The sequence below is a fragment of the Quadrisphaera sp. KR29 genome (assembly GCF_052644995.1).
On the sequence record NZ_JBQXXG010000014.1, the window covers coordinates 89428 to 113502 of the forward strand.

17 protein-coding genes are annotated in these 24075 nt (G+C 76.3%); 12 read left to right on the top strand and 5 right to left on the bottom strand.

Annotation, left to right across the window (positions count from 1 at the left end; translation table 11 throughout):
- Window positions 1–77: 77 nt before the first annotated feature.
- From ACUN9U_RS13600 to ACUN9U_RS13610, 3 genes are read left to right on the top strand one after another with little or no spacing between them, the layout of a single operon-like run.
- Window positions 78–2297, top strand: coding sequence for a putative bifunctional diguanylate cyclase/phosphodiesterase (locus ACUN9U_RS13600; protein ID WP_445485534.1), 2220 nt, complete (start codon window positions 78–80; stop codon window positions 2295–2297).
- Between the two features lie 52 nt (window positions 2298–2349).
- Entirely contained in the window at window positions 2350–4242 is a 1893-nt protein-coding gene (locus ACUN9U_RS13605) for a putative bifunctional diguanylate cyclase/phosphodiesterase (RefSeq protein ID WP_445485535.1), read from the top strand.
- Window positions 4239–6344, top strand: coding sequence for a diguanylate cyclase (locus ACUN9U_RS13610; RefSeq protein ID WP_445485536.1), 2106 nt, complete (start codon window positions 4239–4241; stop codon window positions 6342–6344). The genes ACUN9U_RS13605 and ACUN9U_RS13610 overlap by 4 nt, the downstream gene beginning before the upstream one ends.
- Here ACUN9U_RS13610 and ACUN9U_RS13615 read toward each other — a convergent pair.
- Window positions 6303–7586, bottom strand: coding sequence for a PQQ-dependent sugar dehydrogenase (locus tag ACUN9U_RS13615; protein ID WP_445485537.1), 1284 nt, complete (start codon window positions 7584–7586; stop codon window positions 6303–6305). The genes ACUN9U_RS13610 and ACUN9U_RS13615 overlap by 42 nt on opposite strands.
- Window positions 7587–7646: 60 nt before the next feature.
- Between ACUN9U_RS13615 and ACUN9U_RS13620 the strand changes: the two genes are divergently transcribed.
- The 6 genes from ACUN9U_RS13620 (at window position 7647) to ACUN9U_RS13645 (ending at window position 14959) form a co-directional block, all read left to right on the top strand.
- Window positions 7647–8603 (top strand): 2-hydroxyacid dehydrogenase, encoded by a 957-nt coding sequence (locus ACUN9U_RS13620; protein ID WP_445485538.1) that lies wholly within the window; start codon window positions 7647–7649, stop codon window positions 8601–8603.
- A 75-nt stretch (window positions 8604–8678) separates the two neighbouring features.
- Complete coding sequence (gene ilvD, locus ACUN9U_RS13625; protein WP_445485539.1) at window positions 8679–10373, top strand: dihydroxy-acid dehydratase; 1695 nt, start codon at window positions 8679–8681, stop codon at window positions 10371–10373.
- Window positions 10374–10667: 294 nt separating this feature from the next.
- Window positions 10668–12497, top strand: a complete 1830-nt coding sequence (locus ACUN9U_RS13630; protein WP_445485540.1) for an acetolactate synthase large subunit — start codon at window positions 10668–10670, stop codon at window positions 12495–12497.
- Window positions 12494–13036, top strand: a complete 543-nt coding sequence (gene ilvN, locus ACUN9U_RS13635; protein WP_445485541.1) for an acetolactate synthase small subunit — start codon at window positions 12494–12496, stop codon at window positions 13034–13036. Before ACUN9U_RS13630 ends, ilvN begins: the two co-directional genes overlap by 4 nt.
- 61 nt (window positions 13037–13097) lie before the next feature.
- Entirely contained in the window at window positions 13098–14126 is a 1029-nt protein-coding gene (ilvC, locus tag ACUN9U_RS13640; RefSeq protein ID WP_445485542.1) for a ketol-acid reductoisomerase, read from the top strand.
- Window positions 14127–14530: 404 nt separating this feature from the next.
- Complete coding sequence (locus ACUN9U_RS13645) at window positions 14531–14959, top strand: DUF3253 domain-containing protein (protein WP_445485543.1); 429 nt, start codon at window positions 14531–14533, stop codon at window positions 14957–14959.
- Window positions 14960–14971: 12 nt separating this feature from the next.
- Here ACUN9U_RS13645 and ACUN9U_RS13650 read toward each other — a convergent pair whose 3' ends face one another.
- The 3 genes from ACUN9U_RS13650 to ACUN9U_RS13660 are packed head-to-tail and all read right to left on the bottom strand — an operon-like array spanning window position 14972 to window position 18456.
- The gene (locus ACUN9U_RS13650) at window positions 14972–15436 is read right to left on the bottom strand and encodes a universal stress protein (RefSeq protein WP_445485544.1); all 465 of its coding nucleotides are present in this window, start codon (window positions 15434–15436) and stop codon (window positions 14972–14974) included.
- On the bottom strand, window positions 15433–16917 hold the full coding sequence (locus tag ACUN9U_RS13655) for an APC family permease (protein WP_445485545.1): 1485 nt from the start codon (window positions 16915–16917) through the stop codon (window positions 15433–15435). The genes ACUN9U_RS13650 and ACUN9U_RS13655 overlap by 4 nt, the downstream gene beginning before the upstream one ends.
- 60 nt (window positions 16918–16977) lie before the next feature.
- Window positions 16978–18456, bottom strand: a complete 1479-nt coding sequence (locus ACUN9U_RS13660) for a DUF2252 domain-containing protein (protein WP_445485546.1) — start codon at window positions 18454–18456, stop codon at window positions 16978–16980.
- A gap of 74 nt (window positions 18457–18530) precedes the next feature.
- Between ACUN9U_RS13660 and ACUN9U_RS13665 the strand changes: the two genes are divergently transcribed.
- On the top strand, window positions 18531–20342 hold the full coding sequence (locus tag ACUN9U_RS13665; protein ID WP_445485547.1) for an ABC transporter ATP-binding protein: 1812 nt from the start codon (window positions 18531–18533) through the stop codon (window positions 20340–20342).
- Window positions 20343–20353: 11 nt separating this feature from the next.
- Window positions 20354–21436 (top strand): 3-isopropylmalate dehydrogenase, encoded by a 1083-nt coding sequence (locus ACUN9U_RS13670; RefSeq protein ID WP_445485548.1) that lies wholly within the window; start codon window positions 20354–20356, stop codon window positions 21434–21436.
- On the opposite strand, the gene ACUN9U_RS13675 is transcribed toward ACUN9U_RS13670, so the two are convergent.
- Window positions 21422–22879: an LssY C-terminal domain-containing protein gene (locus tag ACUN9U_RS13675; protein ID WP_445485549.1), complete on the bottom strand. Its 1458-nt coding sequence runs from the start codon at window positions 22877–22879 to the stop codon at window positions 21422–21424. The two genes, ACUN9U_RS13670 and ACUN9U_RS13675, sit on opposite strands and share 15 nt — an antisense overlap.
- Before the next feature lie 73 nt (window positions 22880–22952).
- Here ACUN9U_RS13675 and ACUN9U_RS13680 point away from each other — a divergent pair, with 73 nt between their 5' ends.
- On the top strand, window positions 22953–24071 hold the full coding sequence (locus ACUN9U_RS13680; RefSeq protein ID WP_445485550.1) for a branched-chain amino acid aminotransferase: 1119 nt from the start codon (window positions 22953–22955) through the stop codon (window positions 24069–24071).
- Window positions 24072–24075 lie beyond the last annotated feature (4 nt).

A 24075-nucleotide genomic window follows, 5' to 3' on the forward strand; every position in this document is an offset into this window, starting at 1 on the left:
CGGACGCCTCAAGGCGGCCGCTGGACGCGCCGACACCACAGGGCGTGGGGGCACCCGGGCGGCACCGAGGCTCGGCCGTGCTGTGCACGGTGGGCGCCGCGGCGGCCCTCCTCGTCGGGGCCGCCGGCGCGGGCGGCTCCGAGCTCGCGTCCCCGCTCGGCGCCGCCGCGTGCGCGCTGGTCGCCGCGGCCTGCGCGCTCACAGCGCTGCTGGGCGCTGACGACCGCGACCCCCGCGCCACCCGCGCCACCCGCGCCGCCGGACTGGCCATGGCGCTGTGGGCCGCCGGGCAGGCGTGGATCGCCCTGCTCCTGCTGCGCCACCCCGGGCTGGAGCAGCAGCCCACGCCTGGTGACGCCCTGCAGACCCTAGCCGCGCCGGCGGCGGTGGCGGCCGTGCTGGCCCTGCCGCGCCCGGCCGGCTACGCGGGCCGCCGGCGCCAGCTGGCGCTGGACGGCGCGGTGGTCGCCGCCACCGGCGCGGCGCTGCTGTGGCGGGTGGCCTTCCTGCCGCTGGACCCCTCCGGTGCCTCAGCGCTGACCGCGGGCGCCGTGGTCCTCGCCGACCTCTTCGTCCTCGCGCTGTGCCTGCAGCTGGCCGTGGCCGGCCTGGACCGGGGCGCCGCCCTGGTGGCGGTCGGCGTGGCGCTGTTCGCCACCGCCGACCTCGCCAACACCCACGAGCTGGTCCGGCCCGGGGGCACCTGGCCCTGGCTCGCCAGCGCCGCCGCCTGCGCCGCCTGGCCGCTGGTGGCCGCCGGCTTCGCGGCGGCCGGGAGCCGGCGCTTCGGCGCACCGCGCCTGGAGGCCGTCAGCCCCGACGTCCGCACGGGCGCGGTGACCACGGTGCTCGTGGTGGTGCAGGTGGCCGGGGCGCTGGTCACCAGCGCCGCCAGCGAGCAGCCGGTCGACGCGGTGACCGGTGCGCTCTTCGCCGTCGTCGTCGCCTCCCTCGTCACCCGCGAGCTCGTCCACCGCCGCCAGCGCAGCCGCCTCGTGGACGACCTGCGCGAGCAGGCCCTTCACGACCCGCTCACCGGGCTGCCCAACCGCCACGCCCTCTCCCAGCGCCTGCTCGCCCTGGCCGGGGACGAGACGGGCCAGCGGGCCGCGACGGCGGTGGTGCTGGACGTCGACGGCTTCCGCGAGGTCAACGCGCGCCTCGGGCACGCCGGCGGTGACGACCTCCTGCGCGCCCTCGCCCGCCGCCTGCCCGCCGCGCTGCCGCCCGGCTGGAGCGCCCACCACCTCGGCGGTGACGCCTTCGCGGCCGCCGGGCCCGGCGGCCCGGCCGCGGGCGCCGCGGTGGCTGCTGCCTGGCTCGAGGCCGTCGCGGAGCCGGTGGACCTGCCCCTGGCCGGAGCGGTGGCGGTGACCGCCTGCGCCGGGGTGTCCTGCGCCGGCGCGAGCCTGGCCGACCCGCTCGTGGCCGTCGCGGAGGCGACGGGCGCGCTGCGGGAGGCCCAGGCCAGCGGCCGCGGGCGCGTGCAGCTCCACGACGACGCCGCCCGCGAGCGCGGCGCCCGCCGCCAGCGGGTGCGCGAGAGGCTGGCGCTGGCTGTGGCCGGGGGTGGCGTCGGGTCGGCGCTGCAGCCGGTGGTCGACGTGGCCACGGGCGCCACCACGGGCTTCGAGGTGCTGGCGCGCTGGCGCGACGAGGAGCTGGGCGAGGTCCGCCCCGACGAGTTCATCGCCGTGGCTGAGGAGTCCGGGCTGGTCTGCGCGGTGGGGGCCTCGGTGCTGCGCGCCGGCCTCTCAGCGCTGCGGGACGCCGGCGGGGTCGAGCGCGGCCTGCGCCTGGCGGTGAACGCCTCACCGCTGGAGCTGCGCGCCCCCGGCTACGTCGACGGCGTGCTGTCGGCCCTGCTCGACGCCGGCGTCCCGGCGCGCCTGCTCACCGTGGAGGTCACCGAGGGCGTCTTCATGACCGCCGACGACCCCGCCGTGGGGGTGCTCGCCGAGCTGGGAGGGGCGGGGGTGCGGGTGGCCGTCGACGACTTCGGCACCGGCTACTCCTCGCTGTCCTACCTCGAGCGGCTGCCGGTGCACGTCGTCAAGATCGACAGGTCGCTCGTCAGCGGCCTGGGCAGGCCGCGGCCGCGGGCGGTGCTGGAGGCGGTCGTGGCGCTGTGCCGCGCCCTGGACTTGGAGGTGGTGGCCGAGGGCGTCGAGACGGCCGAGCAGGCCGACGTCGTCCGCGGGCTCGGGGTGCAGCGCGGGCAGGGCTGGTACTGGTCGCGCCCCCTGGCGCCCGAGCTCGTGGCCGAGCACCTGGCCGGCTCCACCCGGGTGAGCTGAGCCCGGCGTGCCAGGGCTCAAGTCCGCCGCGCGAGGGACCGAGGATGCCGGGGTGAGCCGCGCAGCCCCCCTGGTCAGCGCCGGTGCGCTGCTGCTCCTCCTGCTGCGCTCGCCGGTGGCGGGCACGCCCTCGTCCCCGCTCCTCGACCTCGCCGTGGTGGCGGCCGCTCCGGCGGCGCTGTGGTGGGTCCTGCGGGGACGCGGACGCCCTGGGCGGGGCACCACCGCCGTCGACGGGCTGGTCACCGGCTCGTGCGCGGCCCTGGTGCTGTGGCTGCTGCGCGGCCAGCCGCGCGCGCAGCCGCTGGCGGACGCCGCTGGGGCAGCCGGGGCCGCCGCGCCGGTGCTGGCCGCGGGCGCGCTGCTGGCGCTGTGCGCACTGGCGACGACGGGGGCGCTGGCCACCGTCGCCCAACTGCACAGCGGGTCGCCCGGCCACGCCAGCGAGGAGCGCGCGGTGCGCTCGGGCGCCCTCACCAGCGCCGTCGTCGTCGCGTCGGTGGTCGCGGCGGTCAGCCTGACCGCCGGCGCCGGGGGCGCCTACCTGGACGCCGAGAGCGGCACCCTCCTGTGCCTGGTGGTCGCCCTCGGCGCCGCGCGCGAGCTGCTGCTGCGCCACCAGCGCGCCCGGCTCGTCGCCGACCTGCGCCGCCAGGCCCTGACCGACGACCTCACGGGCCTGCCCAACCGCCGGGCGCTGGTGGAGCTGCTCCACCACGAGGGCGGCACGGCGGGCGGCGCCGTCGTGGTGGAGCTGGGGCTGGACTCCTTCTACGAGTACAACGCCCAGTTCGGCCCCGACTGCGGCGACGCGGCGCTGCGCTCGGTGGCGCGCGTGCTGCGCGCCACGACCCCGCCGGGGTGGACGGTGCACCGCACCGGCGGCGACCAGTTCCTGCTGCGCGGGCCGGGCACCGCCGACGACGGCCGCCGGCGCGCCGAGGCGGCGCTGGCCGCGGTGCGCCGGGCCTGCCTGGCCGACGAGCGGCCGCTGACGGCCAGCGCGGGCGTCGCCGAGGCGCCGCGCGGCGCCAGCGACCCCCTGGCCGTGCTGTCCGACGCGGCGGCGGCCCTGCGGGCCACCAAGGCGCACCGCGACGGGGGAGTGGGCGTCCACGACGCGGCCCTGGTGGAGCGGACCCGGCGCAAGCACCAGGTGACCGCGGCGCTGCGGGAGGCGCTGGCCCGCGACCAGCTCTCGGTGGGCCTGCAGCCCGTCGTCGACATCGCCACCGGGGCCACCACCGGCGTCGAGCTGCTCTCGCGCTGGACCGACCCCGTCCTGGGCCGGGTCTCGCCGGAGGAGTACGTGCCCCTGGCCGAGGCCGCCGGGCTGGTCCACCAGGTCGGCGCGTGCGTCCTGCGCCAGGGCCTGGCCGCGGTCGTGGCGGCCGGCGGCGTCGAGCGGCGCCTGCGGGTGGCCGTCAACGCCTCGGTGCACGAGCTGCGCCGGCACGGCTACGCCGACGCCCTGCGCGAGGCGGCCGCCCACGCCGGGGTCCCCCTCGACCTGCTCACCGTGGAGGTCACCGAGTCGGTCTTCCTGGCGCGCGAGGACCCGGCGGCGACCACGCTGCGCGAGCTCCAGGAGGCCGGCGTCCGCCTGGCCATCGACGACTTCGGCACCGGCTACTCCTCCCTGGGCTACCTCGACAGGCTGCCGGTCAGCTGCGTCAAGGTCGACAGGTCGCTGGTGGTGGCCGCCTGCGCCAGCGAGCGCTCGCTCGCGCTGCTGTCCGCGGTGGTGGCGGTCTCCGCCTCGCTGGGGCTGGAGGTCGTGGCCGAGGGCATCGAGCAGGAGGAGCAGGCCCGGGTGGTGCACGGGCTGGGCGTGGGGCAGGGGCAGGGCTGGCTGTGGTCCCCGGCCCTGGAGCCCGGGCAGCTGGCCGCGCACCTGGCCGCCCCGGCGCGCCCGCTCGCCGCGATCCGCGAGGGCGCGCGGTGAGGGCGGTGCTGCGCGCGGCGGTCGCCGCCTCGTTCCTGTCAGCGGCCCTCGTCGCGGCCCTGGGCGCCTCCGGTGCTGCCCGCGCGGACGTCGTCGGGGTGGCGCTGACGGGCGCCTGGGCCCTGCTGGCGGGCCTGGGCGTGCTGCTCGCGCCGCACCGCCTCGTGCCGCTGCCGCGGCGCTGGCGGCTGGGCGGCTTCCTGCTCGGCGCCCCCTACGGCGTCGGCCAGCTGGTGCTCGCCGCCGAGCGGGCCACCAGCGCGGAGCCGCTGCCCTTCCCCTCCACCGGTGACCTCATCAGCTTCGTCGCAGCCCCCGGCTGGTTCGTCGTGCTGCTCCTGGTGCCGCGGCCGGCCGTGCCCGCGGGCCGGCTCCCGCGCGTCCTGGCCGACGCCGGGGTGGTCGCCGCCGCCGTGGCGCTGCTCTTCTGGCGCGTGGCCTTCACCGACGTCCAGCCCGAGGTCCGCGAGGACGTCGCCACCGTCGCGGCCAGCGTCGCCACCCAGCTGCTGGAGCTGCTCATCCTCGCGCTGGTCGTGCAGCTGGCGGTGGTCGGGCGCCAGCGCGCCGTCGTCCTGCTGGCCGTCGCCGTCGGCCTCATCGTGTGCGGGGACCTGGCCTTCTCGGCGGCCGTGCTGCACGGCACCACCCAGCCCCTGTGGGAGCAGCAGGTGCTGCTCGCCGGGGCCTGGCCGCTGGTCGCGGGGGCCCTGCTGGGCGTCCGCCCGCCGCGGCAGCGCCCCGACGTGGTCGTGGAGGCGACCTCCTCGACGCACACCACCACCGCGCTGGCGCTGTGCGCCGCCGGGGCCGCCGCGGAGGTGGGCCTGCGCGGCCGCGGCCTCGACGCGGTGACCGCGGTGCTCGCGCTGGTGCTCATCGTCGCCTGGACCGCGCGCGAGCTGGTGCTGCAGCGCCAGCGCGTCGCGCAGGTGGCGGCGCTGCGCGCCGCCGCCGACCTCGACCCGCTCACCGGCCTGGCCAACCGCCGTGCGCTGGCGGCGGCCCTGGCGGAGCTGGGCGCCGGCAGCGGGCAGGTCGGCGTCGTCGTCATCGACCTGGACGGCTTCAAGCGCGTCAACGACACCCTGGGCCACTCCACCGGCGACGCGCTCGTGGTGGCCGTGGCCGCGGCGATGCGCCGGGTGCGCGAGGACGCCGTGGCGGCCCGCCTCGGCGGTGACGAGTTCGCCCTCGTGGTGCCCGCACCGGCCGCGGAGGTCACCGCCAGCGCGCACCGGCTGGCCGAGCTGGTGCGCGAGAGCGCCCGCGAGGTGCCGGGCGTGGCCCGGGTGCGGGTCTCGGCCAGCGTCGGGGTGACCGTGGTGGAGGCCGCTGAGCTGCGCGAGGCCGCCGACGCGCTGGCCGTGGTCGCCCGCGCCTCGGCGGCGATGCAGGAGGCCAAGCGGCGCGGGCGCGACCGGGTGGTCGAGCACGCCGAGGTCGCCGGGGCGGCCACCCGCCGCCGGCTCGTGCGCGCCGCGCTGGAGGACGCGCTGCGGACCGGCGAGGGCCTGCTCGTGCGGCGCACGCCCCTCGTGGGCGCCGACGGCGCGGCGGCGGGCCACCTGCTCCAGCTCGGCCTGGCGCTGCCGGAGGGACCCGCCGCGCCGCACGAGCTCGACGACGTCGCCCGTCGCGACGGGCTGGAGGGCCCGCTGGCGCGCCACGCGCTGCAGCTGGCCCTGTCGCGGGCGGCGGCGGGGGCCGCGCCGGACCGCGGTGCCCGCTCCTGGGTGCGCCTGGGGGCCCACCTCCTGCACGACGACGCGTGGCCGTCCCTGGTCGCCGCCGAGCTCGCGGCCCGGGGCACGCCCGCCGGGGCCCTGGTGCTGCTGCTGGAGGGGCGCGTCAGGCCCGACGACGCCGGCGTCCTGGCGGCCGCGCGGGCGCTCGCGGGCGCCGGGGTGGCGCTGGCGGTGAGCTCGCGCGGGCAGGGCGCGGCGCTGGAGCAGCTGGTGCTGCTGCCGCTGTCGGCGCTGCTGGTCGACGCCTCCGCCCCGCCGGCGGTGCGGGCGGCGCTGGAGGCCGCGGGCGGCGAGCTGGGTCTGGAGCTGGTCTCAGGCGAGCGGCACGCGCAGCAGGCGGTCGTCCCCGGGTGAGGCCGACCCCCGGGAGGTGTTGTCGGTGAGCACCCACAGCGCGCCGTCGGGCCCGGCGACCACGTCGCGGACCCGCCCGTGCGCGCCGTCGAAGACCCGCTCGGGCTGGCCGAGCCTGCCGTCGGCCAGCGGCACCCGCCACAGCTCCTGACCGCGCAGCGCCGCCACGTAGACGGCGTCGGCGGTCACCAGCAGCCCGCTCGGCGAGGCGTCGGCGGTGCGCCAGGTGACCAGGGGCGCGGTGAAGGCGGGGTCGGTGACGTCGGCGTCGCTGCCGTCCGGGCCGGCCACGGCGCCCTCCACCAGCGGCCAGCCGTAGTTGCGCCCCGGCTCCAGCAGGTTCAGCTCGTCCTGGGTGTCCTGGCCGAACTCGGCGGCGAAGGCGCGGCCGGCGGCGTCCCACCCGAGGCCCTGGGGGTTGCGGTGGCCCCACGTCCACACCGGTGAGCCCTCGACGGGGTTGCCGGGCGCCGGCTGCCCGTCGGGGGTGACGCGCAGGACCTTGCCGGTCAGGGCCTGCTGGTCCTGCGCGGTGGAGGGGGCGCTGGCGTCTCCGGTGGTGGCGTAGAGCATCCCGTCGGGGCCGAAGGCCAGCCGCCCGCCGTGGTGGATGGTCGCCGAGTCGATGCCCGTCACCAGCGGCTCGGGCTCCGACAGGGTCCCGGGGCCGCCGGCGGGGTCGTCGGACAGGCGCATGCGCACCACGCGGTCGTCCTCGGCGGTGGTGGTGTAGGCGTACACCCACCGGTCCTGCTCGAAGGTCGGGGAGACCGCCAGGCCCAGCAGCCCGCCCTCGCCCCGGGGGGTGACGTCCGGCACCGCGCCACCCGGCCCGGGCGCGACCACCTGCTGCGCGGCCCACGAGCTCCCCGCCTGCGCCACCCGCAGCACCCGCGCGGTCTCGCGCTCGCTGACCAGGGCCGTGCCGTCGGGCAGCACGGCGGTGCTCCAGGGGACCTCCAGGCCGGTGACGACGTCCTGCGCGGGCTGCGGGGTCCCGCTCAGCGCGTGCCCCGCGGCCAGCGCGGCGGGCAGCGCCGGCCCCGCCGAGCCCTGCTCGGAGGTCTGCTCGGAGGCCTGCCCCGGCGCCGCGGAGGACGACGGCGCGGGCAGCTGCTCGGTGGAGACCGGCGCGGGCGCCGCGGCGTCCTGGCCCGAGCAGCCCGCCAGCACCAGCGAGCCGGCGGCGACCAGGGCGGCGGGGACGGCGGCGAGGCGGCGCGGGAGTCGTCCGTGATCCACGCCCCAGCCTCACCCGCCGCAGGTCGCCGGGCCACCCGGGGGCTGACAGGGTGGCTGCTCGTGACCGACCCGACCCCCGGCCAGCTGCTCATCACCCTGCCCGACGCCGACTGGCAGGAGGCGCTGGCCCCCGACCTGCCCGACGCCGTGCGCAGCGCCGTCTGGGACGTCGACTCCGACCCGCGCGAGGTGCTCGGGGACGACGCCGACCGGGTCGCGTACGTGGTGCTGCCGTACATGCACCCGGCCGGGGCGCTGGAGGCCGTGGCCGACCTGCCCGCGCTGCAGCTGGTGCAGACCACCTCCGCCGGCTACGACGACCTCCTGGAGCGCCTGCCGCAGGGGGTGCGCCTGGCCAACGGGGCGGGCATCCACGACGCCTCGACCTCCGAGCTGGCGCTCGCGCTGGTCCTGGCCAGCCTGCGCGGGCTGGACGACGCGGTCCGCGCCGCCGAGCAGGGCGCCTGGCGCCCGGTGCGGCGCCGCTCCCTGGCCGACCGGCGCGTGCTGGTGCTGGGCACGGGGGGCATCGGCAGCGCCATCGCCGACCGCCTGGCGCCCTTCGAGGTCGACCTCGTGCGCGTGGCCACCACGGCCCGCACCGACGAGCGGGGCCGGGTGCACGGGATCGACGAGCTGGGGGAGCTCCTGCCGACCGCGGAGGTGGTCGTCATCGGCCTGCCGCTCACCGACACCACCCGGGGCCTGGTCGACGCGGCGTTCCTGGCGGCCCTGCCCGACCAGGCGCTCGTGGTCAACGTGGGCCGCGGTCCCATCGTCGACACCGGCGCCCTGCTGGCCGAGCTGCGCGCCGAGCGCCTGCACGCCGCCCTGGACGTCACCGACCCCGAGCCGCTGCCCGCCGACCACCCCCTGTGGGGCGCGCCGAACCTCATCGTCGCCCCGCACGTCGGGGGGAACACGACGGCGATGCGGCCCCGCGCCCTGCGCCTGCTGCGCGCCCAGGTCGCGCGGCTCGCGGCGGGGCAGGAGCCGCTCAACGTCGTCGTCGGCTGAGGCCCGCGCGGCCCGCGCCGGTGCCCGGGTCCGGGCAGGCGGGAGCGCTCCCTACGGGACCGTAGGATCGCGGCCATGACCCAGGCCGACATGAAGCCCCGCTCCCGCCAGGTCACCGACGGGCTCGAGGCCACCGCCAGCCGCGGCATGCTCCGTGCCGTCGGCCTCGGCGACGACGACTTCGCCAAGCCGCAGATCGGCGTGGCCTCGTCGTGGAACGAGATCACCCCCTGCAACCTCTCGCTCGACCGGCTGGCCAAGGCCGTCAAGGACGGCGTGCACGCCGCCCAGGGCTACCCGCTGGAGTTCGGCACCATCTCCGTCTCCGACGGCATCTCGATGGGCCACGAGGGCATGCACTTCTCCCTGGTGAGCCGCGAGGTCATCGCCGACTCGGTGGAGACGGTCATGCAGGCCGAGCGCCTCGACGGCTCGGTGCTGCTGGCCGGGTGCGACAAGTCCCTGCCCGGCATGCTCATGGCCGCCGCGCGCCTGGACCTGGCCAGCGTGTTCCTCTACGCCGGCTCCATCCTGCCCGGCTTCGCCCGCCTCTCGGACGGCACGGAGAAGCAGGTCACGATCATCGACGCCTTCGAGGCGGTCGGCGCCTGCGCGCGCGGGCTCATGAGCCGCGAGGACGTCACCGCCATCGAGAAGGCGATCTGCCCGGGCGAGGGCGCCTGCGGCGGCATGTACACCGCCAACACCATGGCCAGCGCGGCCGAGGCGCTCGGCATGAGCCTGCCGGGCTCGGCCGCGCCGCCGGCCACCGACCGCCGCCGCGACGGCTTCGCCCGCCGCTCCGGCCAGGCCGTGGTGGAGATGCTCGCGAAGGGCATCACCGCCCGCGACATCATGACCAAGGAGGCGTTCGAGAACGCCATCTCCGTGGTCATGGCCTTCGGCGGCTCCACCAACGCGGTGCTGCACCTGCTGGCCATCGCCCACGAGGCCGAGGTCGACCTCACCCTGGCCGACTTCGACAGGGTCGGCTCCCGCGTGCCGCACCTGGCCGACGTCAAGCCCTTCGGCCAGCACGTCATGACCGACGTCGACAGGATCGGTGGCGTGCCGGTGGTCATGCGCGCGCTGCTCGACGCCGGGCTGCTCCACGGCGACGTCCTGACGGTGACCGGGAAGACGATGGCCGAGAACCTGGCCGACATCGCCCCGCCGGACCCGGACGGCAAGGTGCTGCGCGCCCTGGCCGACCCGATCCACCCCACCGGCGGCATCACGATCCTGCACGGCTCGCTCGCGCCCGGCGGCGCCGTGGTGAAGTCCGCCGGCTTCGAGTCCGACGTCTTCGAAGGCACCGCCCGCGTCTTCGACCGGGAGCGCGCCGCGATGGACGCCCTGGAGGACGGCACCATCACCGCCGGCGACGTGGTGGTCATCCGCTACGAGGGCCCCAAGGGCGGCCCCGGCATGCGCGAGATGCTCGCCATCACCGGCGCCATCAAGGGAGCGGGCCTGGGCAAGGACGTGCTGCTGCTCACCGACGGGCGCTTCTCCGGCGGCACCACGGGCCTGTGCGTGGGCCACGTGGCCCCCGAGGCCGTGGACGCCGGGCCGGTCGCCTTCGTCCGCGACGGCGACCGGATCCGGCTGGACGTCAAGGCCAAGACCCTCGACGTGCTGGTCGACGAGGCCGAGCTGGCCGCCCGCCGCGGGGGCTGGGAGCCGCTGCCCCCGCGCTACACCCGCGGCGTGCTGGCGAAGTACACCAAGCTCGTGGGCTCGGCCAGCGGCGGCGCCGTCCTCGCCTGACGCCCAGCCGCTGGGACGCCTTGTCTCACCACGTGAGACGGGGCGTCCCAGCGGCTGACAGGGACGGGGCAGCGGGGCTACTCTCGCCGCGTGGACATCCTCACCGTCGTCGTACTCGCGCAGCGCGCGAGCTGACGCCGTCGTCGACGTCCTGCCGCGCGCGACCCTCCGCAGCCCCTCCGAACACCGGGGCCGGAGGGTCTTTCCATGCCCGGCGGGACCGAGGGCCGGGCTGACAGCGCTCCACCACCCCGTCCACGGCGGACCAGCAGCACCGCAGCACCAGGAGGACCGATGAGCACGGCCAGCAGCGACGAGCGGATGACGGGCGCCCAGAGCATCGTGCGCTCCCTCGAGAGCGCCGGCGTGGAGGTCGTCTTCGGCCTCCCCGGCGGGGCGATCCTGCCCACGTACGACCCGCTGCTCGACTCCACGGAGCTGCGGCACGTGCTCGTGCGCCACGAGCAGGGCGCCGGGCACGCCGCCCAGGGCTACGCCGCCGCGACCGGTCGCGTCGGCGTCTGCATGGCGACGTCGGGACCGGGCGCCACCAACCTCGTCACCGCCATCGCCGACGCCCACATGGACTCGGTCCCGATGGTCGCGGTGACGGGCCAGGTCTCCTCCAAGGCGATCGGCACCGACGCCTTCCAGGAGGCCGACATCGTCGGCATCACCCAGCCGATCACCAAGCACAACTACCTGGTGACCGACCCCGCCGACATCCCGCGCGTCATCGCCGAGGCCTTCCACATCGCCTCCACGGGCCGCCCCGGGCCGGTGCTGGTCGACGTCACCAAGGACGCCCAGCAGGCCATGACCACGTTCCGCTGGCCGACCTCGCTGGCCGAGCTGGACCTGCCCGGGTACCACCCGACCACGCGCCCCCACGCCAAGCAGGTCCGCGAGGCCGCCCGGATGATCGCCGAGGCCCGGCGCCCGGTGCTCTACGTCGGCGGCGGCGTCATCCGCGCCGGCGCCTCCGCCGAGCTGCGCCGCCTGGTGGACCTCTCCGGCGCGCCCGTGGTCACCACGCTCATGGCCCGCGGCGCGCTGCCCGACTCCCACCCGGCCAACCTGGGCATGCCCGGCATGCACGGCACCGTGGCCGCCGTGACGGCGCTGCAGCGCGCCGACCTCATCGTCAGCCTCGGCGCCCGCTTCGACGACCGGGTCACCGGCCTGCTGAGCTCCTTCGCCCCCCACGCGAAGGTGGTCCACGCCGACGTCGACCCCGCCGAGATCGGCAAGAACCGGCGCGCCGACGTCCCGATCGTCGGGGACGCCAAGGAGGTCATCGCCGACCTCGTGCCGGCCCTGGAGGCCGAGCACGCCGCCGGCCGGCGCGCCGACCTGGGGGGCTGGTGGCGCCAGCTGGACGACCTGCGCTCGACCTACCCGCTCGGCTACGACGAGCCGGAGGACGGCTCGCTGAGCCCGCAGAAGGTCATCCAGCGCCTGGGCGAGATCAGCGGCCCGGACACGGTCTTCACCTCCGGGGTCGGCCAGCACCAGATGTGGGCCGCGCAGTTCATCCGGTACGAGAAGCCGGGCACCTGGCTGAACTCCGGCGGCCTGGGCACCATGGGCTACTCCGTGCCCGCCGCCATGGGCGCCAAGGTCGGCCGCCCCGACGCCACCGTGTGGGCCATCGACGGCGACGGCTGCTTCCAGATGACCAACCAGGAGCTGGCCACCTGCGCCATCGAGGGCATCCCGATCAAGGTGGCCGTCGTCAACAACTCCAGCCTGGGCATGGTCCGCCAGTGGCAGACGCTGTTCTACGACGGCCGGTACTCCAACACCGACCTGCACACCGGTGTGGGCAGGCCCTCCGGCCAGCGCATCCCCGACTTCGTCAAGCTCGCCGACGCCTACGGCTGCGTCGGCCTGCGCTGCGAGGACCCCGGTGACCTCGATGCCGTCATCGACAAGGCCATGAGCGTGGACGACCGGCCCGTCGTCGTCGACTTCGTGGTCCACCGCGACGCGATGGTGTGGCCGATGGTCGCCGCGGGGCTGTCCAACGACGCGATCCAGTACGCCCGCGGCCTCTCGCCGGTGTGGGACCGCGAGGAGCAGGACCCGGAGACCGGCCTGGAGATGAACGGGGACGCGCGGTGAGCGCCACGGCCCAGGGCGCGGGCACCAGCACCCGCCACACCCTCTCGGTCCTCGTCGAGGACAAGCCCGCCGTCCTGGCGCGCGTGGCCTCCCTGTTCGCCCGTCGCGCCTTCAACATCCACTCCCTGGCGGTCGGGCCCACCGAGCACCCGTCGCTGTCGCGCATCACCGTGGTGGTCGACGTGGAGGACTCCCCGCTGGAGCAGGTCGTCAAGCAGCTCAACAAGCTGGTCAACGTCCTCAAGGTGGTCGAGCTGGAGCCGGAGACCTCCGTGCAGCGCGAGGTGCTGCTGGTCAAGGTCCGCGCCGACGCCACCACCCGCGGGCAGGTGCTCGACGTGGTGAACGTCTTCAGGGCGGCCGTCGTCGATGTCGCCCCCGAGGCCATGACGATCGAGGCGATCGGCGCCCCGGAGAAGAACGCCGCGCTGCTCAAGGTGCTCGAGCCGTTCGGCGTGCGCGAGATCGTGCAGTCCGGCGTCGTGGCCGTGGGCCGCGGCTCCCGCTCGATCACCGACAGGGCCCTGCGCAGCGCCTGACGCGCTCGTGGCAGGGTCCGCCAGACCTCCCGTGACCCCTACTGAAGGAGAGACAGCCACCGTGGCTGAGATGTTCTACGACGACGACGCCGACCTGTCGGTCATCCAGGGCCGCAAGGTCGCGGTCATCGGCTACGGCAGCCAGGGCCACGCCCACTCGCTGTCGCTGCGCGACTCCGGCGTCGAGGTGCGCGTCGGCCTGGCCGAGGGCTCCAAGAGCCGCGCCAAGGCCGAGGCCGAGGGTCTGACCGTCACCACGCCGGCCGAGGCGTCGCAGTGGGCCGACGTCATCATGCTGCTGGTGCCCGACCACGTGGCCCGCCACGTGTACGCCGAGTCCGTCCAGCCGCACCTCACCGCCGGCAAGGCGCTGTTCTTCGGCCACGGCTTCAACATCCGCTTCGGCTACATCGAGCCCCCGGCCGACGTCGACGTCGCCATGGTCGCCCCCAAGGGCCCGGGCCACCTCGTGCGCCGCGAGTACGCCGAGGGCCGCGGCGTCCCGGTGATCGTGGCCGTGGAGCAGGACGCCTCCGGCAGCGCCTGGCCGCTGGCGCTCTCCTACGCCAAGGCCATCGGCGGCCTGCGCGCCGGCGGCATCAAGACCACCTTCACCGAGGAGACCGAGACCGACCTCTTCGGCGAGCAGGCCGTGCTGTGCGGCGGCGCGTCAGCGCTCGTGCAGGCCGGCTTCGAGACCCTCGTCGAGGCGGGCTACCAGCCCGAGGTCGCCTACTTCGAGTGCCTGCACGAGCTCAAGCTCATCGTCGACCTCATGTACGAGGGTGGCCTGGCCAAGCAGCGCTGGTCGGTCTCCGACACCGCCGAGTACGGCGACTACGTCTCCGGCCCGCGCGTCATCGACGCCTCGGTCAAGGCCCGCATGAAGGACGTCCTCACCGACATCCAGAACGGCGCCTTCGCCAAGCGGTTCATCGAGGACCAGGACGCCGGCGCGCCCGAGTTCACGCGCTTCCGCGAGGAGCAGCAGGGCTCGCAGCTGGAGAAGACCGGCGCCGAGCTGCGCAAGCTCATGAGCTGGGTCGAGACCAAGGACGACGACTACGTCGAGGGTTCCGCCGCCCGCTGACGCGTCGCGTCCCCGCCCGGGGCCGCCCCGCGCCGCTCCCCGCGAGTGGCGCGGGGTGGCCCCGCTCTCGTAGGACGGGCGCGGGGTGGCCCCGCTCACGGGGGAGTGGACCAGGTCCACCCACGCGCGTCGGCGCCCGCTGAGGACGACGACGACGGCGGCGTCGAGCGGGCGTGCGTCCGGGCTGCAAGCATCCGGGGTGCTGACCTTGGCGATCCGTGGTTCGGAAGGCGCTCCCGGAGCCACCGAACGCCAAGATCGGCGATGTCGGCCGGGCCCGCCCGGGGCCGCCCCGCGCCGCTCCCCGCGAGTGGCACGGGGTGGCCCCGCTCTCGTAGGACTGGGTCAGGGCCACCCCGTGCCAGTGCGGGAGTGGCGTGGAGCCCCCCGGCGTTGGCGCAGGTGTGAGCCGAGGGTCCCGCACGAGCGCGAAGAGCGAGCTGCCCACCAAGCCGTGCGCCGTGTGCGGCCGCACCATCACCTGGCGCAAGAAGTGGGAGCGCGACTGGGACGGCGTGCGCTACTGCTCCGACGCCTGCCGCCGCCGCGCCCGCTCGGGTTCCGCCGCCGGCCTCGACGCCGCGCTCGAGGCGTCGCTGGAGCGCCTGCTCGACGCCCGCGCCGCGTCGTCGTCGGTGTGCCCCTCGGAGGCCGCGCGCGCCGTCGCGGGGGAGCAGGGCCTGGAGGGCGAGGGGTGGCGCGAGCTCATGGAGCCGGCGCGGGCCGCCGCCCGGCGCCTCGTCGTGGCCGGGCGCGCCCAGATCACCCAGGGCGGCGCCGTCGTCGACCCCGACACCGCCAAGGGCCCGATCCGCGTGCGCCGGCCCCGCTGAACCGCCCGGGCGTCAGCCGCGGGGGCGCCGCCAGACCAGCACCGAGCAGGGGGCCGAGTGCTGCACCCGCAGCGCCGTCGAGCCCAGCAGCACCGTGCGCGTCAGGCCCTTGCTGCCGGAGGCCACCACGATGAGGTCGGCGCGCACCTCCTCGGCGGCCTCCACGATCTCCGCGGCGGCCGACCCGCTGCGCACCTGCGTGCGCACCCGCCCGGGCCAGGCCGCGAAGGACGCGGCCACCACCGCCGCGGCGGACTCGGCCTCCTGGCGGTAGCTCGGCGCCGTCGGGTCCGGGCTGGGACCCGGGCGCCCGGCGGCGCCGATCTCGTCGCGGAAGGGCACCGCCGCCGTCGGGCTGAGCACGGCGACCACGAGCACCTCCTCCACGGCTGCGGCGTCCAGCAGCCCGGGCAGCGCCCGCGCGGCCTCCAGCGACTCCAGCGACCCGTCGGTCGCCACCACCAGCCTGCTGCTCACGAGCTGCTCCTCCCGTCCTGCGGGCCGCCGGGCCCGTCCCCGTGGTCAGGGACACCGTCGGGCACGGCGGCGTCCCCCGCACGCTCGACACCGCCTGACAGGAGCGCCTCGCGGCTCGCGCCGCCACCGCGCGCCCGCTGCACCGCGTAGAGCACGCCCCCCAGCGCCAGCAGCCCCGCCACCCACAGCAGGGACGTCGGGTCGTCGACCACCGTGTACACGAGGATCGCGGCGTTGCCGACGATCCCCACGAGCAGCAGGGGGGTGCTGGCGCGGAAGACGCCGGGGTGCTCGTCCGTGCCGCGCTGCTTGAGCGCGCAGACGATGACCAGCGCGTAGACCACCACGAGGAAGACCACGGTGATCGTGGCCAGCCGCTCCACGACGTCGGGTCCGCCCAGGGCGGTGAACAGCGACCCCACGGCCATGAGGGCGACGACGACGGCGAGGGTGAAGCCGAGCGCGACGACGGGGCTGCGGCGGGTCGGGTGCACGCGGGAGAAGACGCGGGGCACCACGTCCACGCGCCCCATGCCGTAGAGGATGCGGGCGCCCGCGGCCGTGGTCACCAGCGTCGTGTTGCCGATGGCGACCATCGCGATCAGCGAGAACACGATGATCATGACGCCGACGGGCAGCGGCAGCAGCCCGGCGCGCACCACCTCCAGCAGCGCGGCGTCCGAGCCCGCCAGCTGGTCGACCGGCACCACCAGCGCCGCCGAGACGGCCACGACCACGTAGATGACGCCGGCGGTGACCATCCCGCCGACCAGGGCCCTCGGGAAGGTGCGGGAGGGGTCGACCGTCTCCTCGGCCACGTTGGCGGCGTTCTCGAAGCCGGTCATCGCGAAGAACGCCAGCGTCACGCCGGCCACCACGGCGATGACCGGGCTGCCCTCGGCGGAGAAGTCGGTCAGGACCGACAGGTCCGCGTTCCCGCTGGCCAGCGCGATGACCCCGCAGGCCGCGATGATGACCAGCCCGGCGACCTCGACGAAGGTCATCACCATGTTGATGACGACCGACTCGGTGATGCCGATGTAGTTGACCACCGCGACGAGCGCCACGAAGAGCACCGAGACCAGCAGCGCCGGCGGCAGGTCCCACAGCGACCCGAAGTAGCGCGAGAAGCCGCTGGCCAGCGACCCGATGGCCGCGAAGGACGCCGAGAGCATGCAGACGGTGACGAAGAAGGTCAGCGCGGGGCTCTTGAAGGCCCTGCTGACGTACAGCGAGGCGCCGGCGGCCTGCGGGTACTTGGTGACCAGCTCCGCGTAGGCCAGCCCCGTGATGGCCGCGACCGACACCCCGGCGGCGAAGGCCACCCAGAACGCGCCGCCCACCGCGCCCGCGACCAGGCCGATGAGGACGTAGATGCCCGAGCCGAGCACGTCGCCGAGGACGTAGAAGTACAGGAGGCGACCGGTGATCGTGCGCTTCAGACCGCCCTCGGAGGCCGTGCCCGCCGTCGTCGTCGCCATGCGCGCACAGCCTGCACCCTGCGGGTGACGGGCGCGTGTCGAGCGGGCAGGGTGAGGTCCTCAGACGCCGCGCTCCACGGGGAGCACCCCGCGGGAGACGGCGTCGACCAGGTCGGCGTGGTCGGCCTCGGTCTGGTCGGCGTAGCGGCGGGCGAAGGTCGCCAGCGCGGTGTCGGCCTTGTCCGAGGAGCCCAGGTAGCCGGCGATCATCGAGGCGCCCGAGGTGCGCGCGTGCCCCTTGGCCAGCAGCTGGGCGCACACCCCCGCGTAGTCGCGCAGCGCGTTCGCGCCGATGCCGTCGAGCACCACGCTGCCCTTCATGTTGCGGAACTGGCGCACGTAGTACTGCCGCTCGCCGACGCTCGTCCACCCCAGCAGGGGGTCGGAGGTGGTCTGCAGCGCCTGCTGGTACTCCACCACCCGCTGGCCCTGGTGCTCGTGCCAGGCGCCGCCGCCGTGCACGAAGGGCGCCACCACCGAGCGCCGGGCCTGCTTGAGCTGCAGGAAGACCACGTCGTCGGCGTCGGAGCCTTCCAGCAGCGCGACGTAGGCGCGCAGCCCCACGCTGCCCACGCCCACCACCTTGTGCGCGACGTCGACCAGCGTGTACCCGCCCAGCAGGCGCGCCCAGTGCGGCGCGAGCGTGCCGAGGTAGGCGTCCAGGGCCTCGGCCAGCAGCGGCTCGTCGTCCACCTCCGGGCGGGTGATGAGTGGAGGCTCCACCACGATCCGGCGCGTGAAGGCCGCGCCCCCGCCCTCCCCGGAGGGGTCCTCGTGGGCCACCACCTCGGTGAAGCGGGGCAGCGCCCGGTCGCTCGTGCGGTGGCGGGCGCGCTTGGCGGCCCTCTCCACCTCGTGGCGCAGCCCCGGGTCCTTGGTGGCGCCGGCGAGGCGGTCCACCCCGAAGCTGGTCCAGCTGCGCTCCAGCAGGGGCTGCTCCGCCAGCTCGAGCAGGTGCTCGCGGTAGGCCCTCACCGCGGCCCGCGCCGCCCGCTCGCAGGAGTCCTCGCCCAGCCCCGCCTGGCGCCCCGCCACCCACGCGCTGGCCACCAGGCGGCGCAGGTCCCACTCCCACGGGCCCGGGTGCGCCTCGTCGAAGTCGTTGAGGTCCAGCACCAGCTCCCGCGAGGGGGAGCCGTACAGGCCCACGTTGCCGATGTGGGAGTCCCCGCAGATCACCGGGGTGATGCCGGTGGCGGGCAGGGTGGCCAGGTCCGCCGCCATGAGGCCGGCGGTGCCGCGCAGGAAGCCGTACGGGCTGGCGGCCATCCGCCCCACGCGCACGGGCACCAGGCGGTCCAGGCGCCCCGCGTGGGCCTCGCGGACCTGGTCGACGACGCTGCGCCGGTCGGCCGCCGGCTCCCAGCGCGCCATCGACGAGCGGGGCACCTGGTGGCGCAGGGACTTGCCGAGGGCGTAGCGCTCCGCACGGGGCAGCGGCCTGGCGCGCAGGGACCCGTACGGCGCCGAGTCGGCCTGCTGCAGCACCACGTGCCCGGGCCGGCCCGGCTCGCGGAGCTGTCCTGCGTCGATGCTCACGACTGCGCAGCGTCCCACCCCGCGCCCGCTGCGCCAGGCGGGGGTCCCTCCCGCGCCGCGTAGGCTGGCGCCCCGTGACCGCTGCCCCCGCGGCGCCCCTGGGGGCGACGCCGCCGCTGCGCGCCCTGTGGCGCCACCACCGGCGCCACCGGCCGCGCTTCGCGCTCGCAGTGCTGATGACCACCCTCAACACCGCCGCCGACGTGGCGCCCGAGCTGCTCCTCGGCGTCGCCATCGACATCGTGGTCCGCGGCTCGGACTCCTTCGTGGCCTCCCTGCTCGGGGTGGAGGGGCGCTTCGAGCAGCTCCTCGTCGTCGCCGTCGTCAACGCCGCCGTGTGGGTGGTGGAGTCGCTGACCGACTACGCCGCCTCGGTGCTGTGGCGGGGCCTCGCGCAGGCGGTGCAGGACGAGCTGCGCACCGAGGCGTACACGGCCGTGCAGGCGATGGACGTCGGCTGGCACGAGCGCACGCCGTCGGGACAGGTGCTGTCGGTGCTGTCCGACGACGTCAACCAGCTCGAGCGCTTCCTCGACGTCGGAGCGCGCACGGTGCTCCACACGGTGCTCACGGTGGTCTTCGTGGGGGCCGTCTTCGGGGCGACCTCCTGGCAGGTGGCTGTCCTCGCGTTCCTCCCGGTCCCGGTGATCGCGTGGGGCTCCATCCGCTTCCAGCGGCGCCTGGAGCCGCTGTACGCCGACGTGCGCGCCACCGCGGGGGAGGTGGCGGCCGTGGTCGCCGGCAACCTCGGCGGCGTGGCCACCATCCGCGCCTTCACCGCCGAGCAGCGGGAGAGCGCGCGCGTGGCGCGGGCCTCGCGCGAGTACCGGCTGGCCAACGCCCGGGCCATCCGCTCCAGCTCGGCCTTCGTGCCGCTCATCAGGATGGCGATCCTCGCCGGCTTCTCGGCGACGCTGCTGCTGGGCGGCTGGTACACCCTGCAGGGCCGCCTGGAGGTGGGCCTGTTCACGGTCTTGGTCTTCATGACCCAGCGCCTGCTGTGGCCGCTGACCGACCTCGGGCAGACGCTCGACCTGTACCAGCGGGCCATGGCGTCCACGCGGCGCATCTTCGGGCTGCTGGAGCTGAGGCCCAGCGCCGTGGAGGGCAGCGCGGCCCTGCCGGCGCCGGCGCGCGGCGCGCTGGAGCTGCGCGGGGTGCGGTTCGGGTACGACGACGGGCCCGACGTGCTGGCGGACCTCGACCTGGTGGTGCCCGCGGGGCAGACCCACGCGGTGGTGGGGACGACGGGGGCCGGCAAGTCCTCCCTGCTGCGCCTGGTGCTGCGCTTCGCCGACCCGCGCGCCGGTGCGGTGCTGCTGGACGGGCGCGACGTGCGCGAGCTGACCTGGGACTCGCTGCGCGGTGCGATCGGCTACGTCAGCCAGGACGCCTTCCTCTTCCACGGCACGGTGCGCGAGAACATCGCCTACGGCCGGCCCGACGCCACCGACGCGCAGGTCGAGCAGGCGGCCCGCGCCGCCGAGGCCCACGACTTCGTGGCGGCCCTGCCGCAGGGGTACGCCACCGTCGTGGGGGAGCGGGGCCAGACCCTGTCCGGCGGCCAGCGCCAGCGCCTGGCGCTGGCGCGGGCGCTCCTGCGCGACCCGGCGCTGCTGGTGCTGGACGAGGCGACCTCCGCGGTCGACACCGAGACCGAGGCCGCCATCCAGCGCTCGCTGGCGCGGGTCACGGCCACGCGGACGGCGCTGGTGGTGGCGCACCGGCTGTCCACCGTGCGCGACGCCGACCGGATCTGGGTGCTCTCGGGCGGGCGGGTCGCCGAGTCCGGCACCCACGACGAGCTCGTGGCCCTCGGCGGCGCCTACGCCGGCCTGTGGGCCGTGCAGACCGGCGAGCACAGCGCCGAGCACGCTGCTCGCTAGCCTTGCCGGCCATGACCAGCACCGCCGCAGCGCCCCCCACGCCGTCGTCCGCGCCGTCCTCGAGCGTCCGGCTCGCCGTCATCGCCGGTGACGGCATCGGCCCGGAGGTCGTGGCCGAGGGCCTCAAGGTGCTGCGCGCCGCCGTGGAGCCGTCGGGCACGACGGTCGAGACCACCGAGTACGACCTGGGCGCCGAGCGCTGGCACGCCACCGGCGAGACGCTGCCCGACAGCGTGCTGGAGGAGGTGCGCGGCGCGGACGCGATCCTGCTCGGCGCGGTCGGTGACCCCGGGGTCCCCTCCGGCGTGCTCGAGCGCGGGCTGCTGCTCAAGCTGCGCTTCGAGCTGGACCACTACGTCAACCTGCGCCCCGGCAAGCTCTTCCCGGGCGTGCGCGGCCCGCTGGCCGAGCCCGGCGAGGTCGACTTCGTCGTCGTCCGCGAGGGCACGGAGGGGCCCTACACCGGCAACGGCGGCGCGCTGCGCGTCGGCACCCCCCACGAGATCGCCACCGAGGTCAGCGTCAACACCGCCTTCGGGGTGGAGCGCGTGGTCCGCGACGCCTTCGCCCGCGCCGCCGCCCGGCCCCGCAAGAAGCTGACCCTGCTGCACAAGCACAACGTGCTGACCTTCGCCGGGCACCTGTGGCGCCGGACCGTGGAGCGCGTGAACGCCGACTTCCCCGACGTCACCGCTGACTACGCGCACGTCGACGCCGCGATGATCTACCTGGTCCAGGACCCGGGCCGCTTCGACGTCATCGTCACCGACAACCTCTTCGGCGACATCGTCACCGACCTCGCCGCCGCCGTCTGCGGCGGCATCGGCCTGGCGGCCAGCGGCAACATCAACCCCGACCGCACCGCGCCGTCGATGTTCGAGCCCGTCCACGGCTCCGCCCCCGACATCGCCGGCCAGGGGGTCGCCGACCCGACGGCCACGGCCCTGTCGGTCGGCATGCTGCTGGCCCACCTCGGCCACGCCGACGCCGCCGCCCGCGTGGAGGCGGCCGTGGCCGCCGACCTGGCCGAGCGCGGCACCGCGCGGCGCTCCACCGCCGAGGTGGGCGACGCGCTGGTCTCACGCCTGGCCTGAGGCCCCCTCCGGCGCACCCCCGGGCGCACCCCCGGGGGTGCGCGGCCGCCGGCCGGGCGTGCGCAGACGCGTGCGGAGGCGCGTGCGGAGCGTGAAGTCGCGCGCGTCGCCGGCCGAGAGCGTGACGAGCACGCCGAGGTCGAGCACCAGCGCGGTGGTGGCGGCGAGCGGGACCAGCCCGCCGCCACCGGCCGTCGTGGCGGTCAGCAGGACGACGACGTCGCCCAGCGCCGCCACGAGCACCAGCAGCCGGGCCGCCGAGCTGCCGGCGAAGGCCAGCTGCGAGGCCGCGGCGACAGCCAGCCAGGCGGCCACCGCCCCGCCCAGCAGGACCAGCGGAGGGGCCGGCGCGCTCTGCCACGGCACGAGCTCCGCCGGCTGCGGCAGCCACGGCGCCGCGCGCTCGGGGCCGATCACCTCGGCGGCCGCGCCGGCCGCACCGACCGCGGCGGTGAGCAGCAGCCGCAGGACCACCAGGAGGTGCCCCAGGTAGAGCGACAGCGGGCGGTGGTCGCGGTTGGAGGCGCCGGTGTCGCGCACCGCGGCGAGCAGCGCCAGCGCGGGTGCGGCCAGCCCGTGCCAGTCCGGCGGCGGGACGCCGGGGTCGGCGCGCTCCTCGTCGACGACGTCAGCGAGGTCGAGCACCGGCAGGTGGCCGTCGGTGCGGATGGCGTCACCGCCGCCGTTGCGGGAGTGGTAGCCGGAGGAGAAGTGGCGCAGGGTCCGCACCCGCGCCTCGGGCGAGCCGGCCAGCACCGTGGCCACGAGGTGGTCGCGCTCGGCGTCGGTGTCGACGTCGATCTTGTGGGTCACCTGCAGCGTGAACGCCGACAGGCCCACGCGCCGGTCGTAGGTGCCGGCGGCCACCCAGTCCACGCGCGCGCCGCCGGGCAGCCGCCAGCCCGGCGGGGTCCTCCAGAAGCGCACGTGGTGGCGGCGGGCGGGGCTGCCCTGCACCTCCTGCTGGTAGGTGAGGTCCTGGCTGCGTCCGAAGAGGAAGAGCGGGCTGACCGGTGCCGTGGCGTAGGTGCGGCGCGCCAGCGTGGAGGTCACCGTCCGCAGGCCGCTGCGGAAGCCCAGCTCGTCCGCCAGCTGCCACCCGCCGCGGGTCATGGCGCTGTGCAGGTCCTCGGTGGTCCCCAGCACGGCCGCGTTCACGGGGTCCCCGAGCAGGCCCTCGTAGGTGCGGGTGCGCCCGATGAAGTAGTCGGGCACGTACACGCGGGTGAGCAGCCCGTGCAGGCGCGGCAGCAGCAGGTAGGCCAGCAGGAGCCACAGGACGGCGACCAGCCACCAGTCGCGCAGCCCGCCGCTGGCGATGCGCTGGACCGTCAGCAGCGCCAGCCACCCCGCTGCCGCGGCGCCCAGCAGCGTGAAGCCGCCGTCGACCAGGGCCAGCAGCGCCGCGGTGCGGGTGCGGCGCCGTCCCGGGGTGCGGCTCACCCCGAGATGGTGCCCCGCGGCCGCCGCCGGAGGCGTCCCGGTGGCCGGGGCCCAGAGGCTACGCTCCCGTAGCATGTCCGCTGACAGCCTGCAGGCCGCCGCGCCGCTCGCCTTCGAGCGCCAGCCGCACCCCTCCCCGGTCTCGGACGCCGACCGCGCGGCCGTGCTGGCCGACCCCGGCTTCGGCAAGCACTTCACCGACCACATGGCGCACGCCGTCTGGACCGCCGCCGGCGGCTGGGGCCAGGCGCGCGTCGAGCCCTACGGGCCGCTGCTGCTCGACCCGTCGGCCGCCGTCCTGCACTACGCGCAGGAGGTCTTCGAGGGCATGAAGGCCTACCGCTGGGCCGACGGGTCGGTGTGGACCTTCCGCCCGCAGGCCAACGCCGCGCGCTTCGCCCGCTCGGCGCGCCGGCTCGCGCTGCCGGAGCTGCCCGAGGCCGACTTCCTGGCCTCCCTGGAGGCCCTGGTCTCCGCCGACGAGGCCTGGGTGCCCACCGGCGGCGAGACCAGCCTGTACCTGCGCCCGTTCATGTTCGCCTCCGAGGCGTTCCTCGGGGTGCGCCCGGCGGCGACGGTCGACTACCTCGTCATCGCCTCCCCGGCCGGCTCGTACTTCACCTCCGGCCCCCGCCCCGTGAAGCTGCTGGTCAGCCGCACGTACACGCGCGCCGCCGCGGGCGGCACCGGCGCCGCCAAGTGCGGCGGCAACTACGCGGCCAGCCTGCTCGCCCAGCAGGAGGCCTACGCCGCCGGCTGCGACCAGGTGGTCTTCCTCGACGCCGCCGAGCAGCGGTGGGTCGAGGAGCTGGGCGGCATGAACGTCTTCCTCGTCACCGCCGACGGCCGCCTGCTCACCCCCGAGCTCACCGGCTCGATCCTCGAGGGCGTCACGCGCGACTCCATCCTCGAGATCGCCCGCGACCTCGGCCTGCAGCCGGTGGAGCAGCGCATCGCCCTGGACGACTGGCTGGCGATGGCCGCCGGCGGAGAGGTCACCGAGGCCTTCGCCTGCGGCACCGCCGCCGTGGTCACGCCCATCGGCAGCTTCGTCGACGGCGGCGACACCAAGCCGGCCGCCGCTGAGGCCGACGTGGCCGGGAAGGTCACCGAGGCCGTCCGCTCCACCCTGCTCGACGTCCAGTACGGCCGCGCCGAGGACCGCCGCGGCTGGATGCACCGCCTGGTCTGAGGAG